The following is a 2,509-nucleotide window of genomic DNA, read 5'->3' as shown; positions in this document are numbered from 1 at the left end:
AGCGCTCCGAGCCACGGTTCTCGCCGATGCACAGATGGAAGTGGCCGCCATGGCCGAACATGACGGTCAGATAGCCGTCCATCAGGCCGATCTTTTGCGGAGGCCCCGGGCAGCGCCATTCATAGGCCGCGCCCTCGATCAGCGGGCCGAAGCGGACGCCCGCCCAGTGGTTCTCGAACACGTCACGCAGGAACGCCTCGAGCGTCGACTGGTCGGCGTCCAGCGCCCAGATCTCGCGCCTCACGGCGCCGTCTTGGTCGCGGATGATCTCCGTCGGCTCGCGCCGCGAAAGGGTCTCTTCAGGCATTGCGCCACCCTGGTCTTGGAGAAGGGCGGCCGCCGACGACGAGCCGGCGGCCGGCGTCGTCAGAACGAGACGTTGAGGCCGCCATAGGCGGCGCGTCCGGGCGTGTCGTAGGTCAGGACCTCCTCGTATTTCCTGTCGAAGAGGTTCTCGAGCCGCCCGTAGACCTCGGCGTTCTCGGTCACCTTGTAGGACACCGCGACGTTGACCAGCGTATAGGCCTTCAGCGGCACGCTGGTGCGCGCGAATGCCGTCGCGTCATAGGCGAAGTCGCGTTGGCGGCCATTGTAGACGACGCCGAGATTGAGGTTCGCCCGGCCCTCGAGGAACGCGTAGTTCGCGTTGAAGCTCGCGACATGCCGCGGCCGGCGCACCAGCGTCGCGCCGGTCGCGTCCTCGCCGTCGGTGAAGGTGTAGGCGCCGCGCAGCGTCAGCCCATCGAGCGGCCTGAAGGTCAGGCCGAGCTCGACCCCGTCGATGTTCGACGTGCCCGGAAGGTTGATCGGCCGGTTGACGAAGCCTGTCGGATCGCCCGGGTCGGCGACGGTCTCGCTGGAGATCAGGTCCCGGACGCGCTGCTGGAAGCAGGTCGCGTCGAGGACGATGCGGTCGCTCCAGAGCGGCTGGTCGACGCCGAAGTCCCAGCCGTCGCCGCGCTCGGGCTTGAGATCGCCGTTCGGAACGAAGTTGCCGGAGAAGCCGAACAGCTCGAAGGTCGTCGGGTTCTTGACGCCCGTGCCCCATGAGGCGCGCAGCTTGGTCCTGGTCCGGTCGAAGGTGTAGGCGCTCGCGAGACGGTAGGTCGTCGCCTCGTCGAACCGGTCGTTGAAGTCCTGACGGATGCTGCCGGTGACGAACAGCTTCTCGAGCACGCCGATCTGGTATTGGGCAACGAGCCCGGCGTTGTCGATGTGCCTGCGGAGCGGGTTCGGCGCTTCGGCTGGAAACGGGAAGGCGGTGAAGCTCTTCACCGCGTCGCGGGTGTGGTCGGCGCCGAAGGTCACGACGTGGCTCGCGGGCAGCGCGCCGTCCGTCTGGAAGCGGATGTTCGTCTGGTAATCGAACCGGGTCATCTCGCCGAGCGAGGCATAGGTCTTGAGACCCGTTCCGTCGAAGCTGCGCCGGTCCTGGTTCGTGTAGGACAGGCCGAGCACGTGATCCCACGCCCCGTCGAGCAGGGTCGCCCTCGCCTGCGCGCGGCCGAAGAACTGCTTGCCCTTCTCGGTGTCGCGGTTGTCGACCGAGGCCGCGAACGGGTAGCCGTCCGAGGCCGCGCCGAAGCCGTCGCGGTCGGCGTCAAACTCGGTGTAGCGGGCGACGCCTGTGAACTCGAGGTTGTCGGTCGGCCGCACCGAGACTTTGGCGAGCCCGGTCCCGCTCGTGTAGCCGTCGCGGTCGAGCGAGCCGGTCGGGGCGTAGGCGTCGAACCGGGTCGCCGTCGAGACGCCGCGGGTGCTGAAGCCTTGGCCGGCGATCAGGTAGTCGTAGGCCTGCGTCCCGCCCGACACGGACGCCGTGCCGGTCACGGTGTTGAACCCCCCCCCTTCGATGGAGGCTCGGAAGCGAGTCGGGCCCGGCTCGCCCTTGCGCGTCACGATGTTGATCACGCCGCCGACCGCGTCCGCGCCGTAGAGCGCGCTCTGGGGCCCGCGCAGCACGTCGATCCGGTCGACCTCGAGGTTGAGCAGGCTCGCGAAGTCGAACTCGGCGCTCGTGCCGGGATCGTTCATGCGGATGCCGTCGACGAGGACGAGCGTCTGATTGCCCTCCGACCCGCGAATCCGAATCTGGGTCAGGGCGCCGACAGGCCCCGTGCGGTTGACCGCGACGCCGGGCAGCTCGCGCAGGACGTCCGACACGACGCGGATCTGGCGCTCCTCGAGCTCCTTGCCGGAGATCGACGAGATGGCGCTGCCGATCGCGGCCTGCGGGCCTGCGATTCGGTTGGCGGTGACGGAGATCTCCTCGAGCTCGGCCGTCTCGTCCGACGGGGACGTGTGGGCCGCGACAGCGGAGGTGAGGCCTAGAAAAATGGCCGCGGACACGGCCGGGCGCGCGCACGCGCCCTGTGAAAGGTAAGGAAGGCTGGACATCGAAACCCCGAGCGGGACGAGTGGCACGTCACCGCGAACTCGAGGTCTCACCCGTCACGCGTGGTCGCCCACGCCCGATGGCTCGCCCACCATCGGTGCACCCCGCCCGACG

Annotated in this window: 2 protein-coding genes; both read right to left on the bottom strand. The window is 68.7% G+C overall.

Annotated elements, in window-relative coordinates:
- Window positions 1–307: DUF7676 family protein (locus ACIKT0_RS20000; protein WP_474998509.1), on the bottom strand; the 307-nt coding region annotated here is incomplete at its 3' end.
- A gap of 59 nt (window positions 308–366) precedes the next feature.
- Window positions 367–2,349, bottom strand: coding sequence for a TonB-dependent receptor plug domain-containing protein (locus ACIKT0_RS19995; protein WP_407106526.1), 1,983 nt, complete (start codon window positions 2,347–2,349; stop codon window positions 367–369).
- Window positions 2,350–2,509: the final 160 nt, after the last annotated feature.

The sequence above is a fragment of the Hansschlegelia beijingensis genome, assembly GCF_045505405.1.
Classification (GTDB): Bacteria; Pseudomonadota; Alphaproteobacteria; order Rhizobiales; family Methylopilaceae; genus Methylopila; species Methylopila beijingensis_A.
The sequence above is the reverse complement of the archived record's forward strand: the minus strand, read 5'-3'. Positions and strand labels throughout refer to the sequence as shown.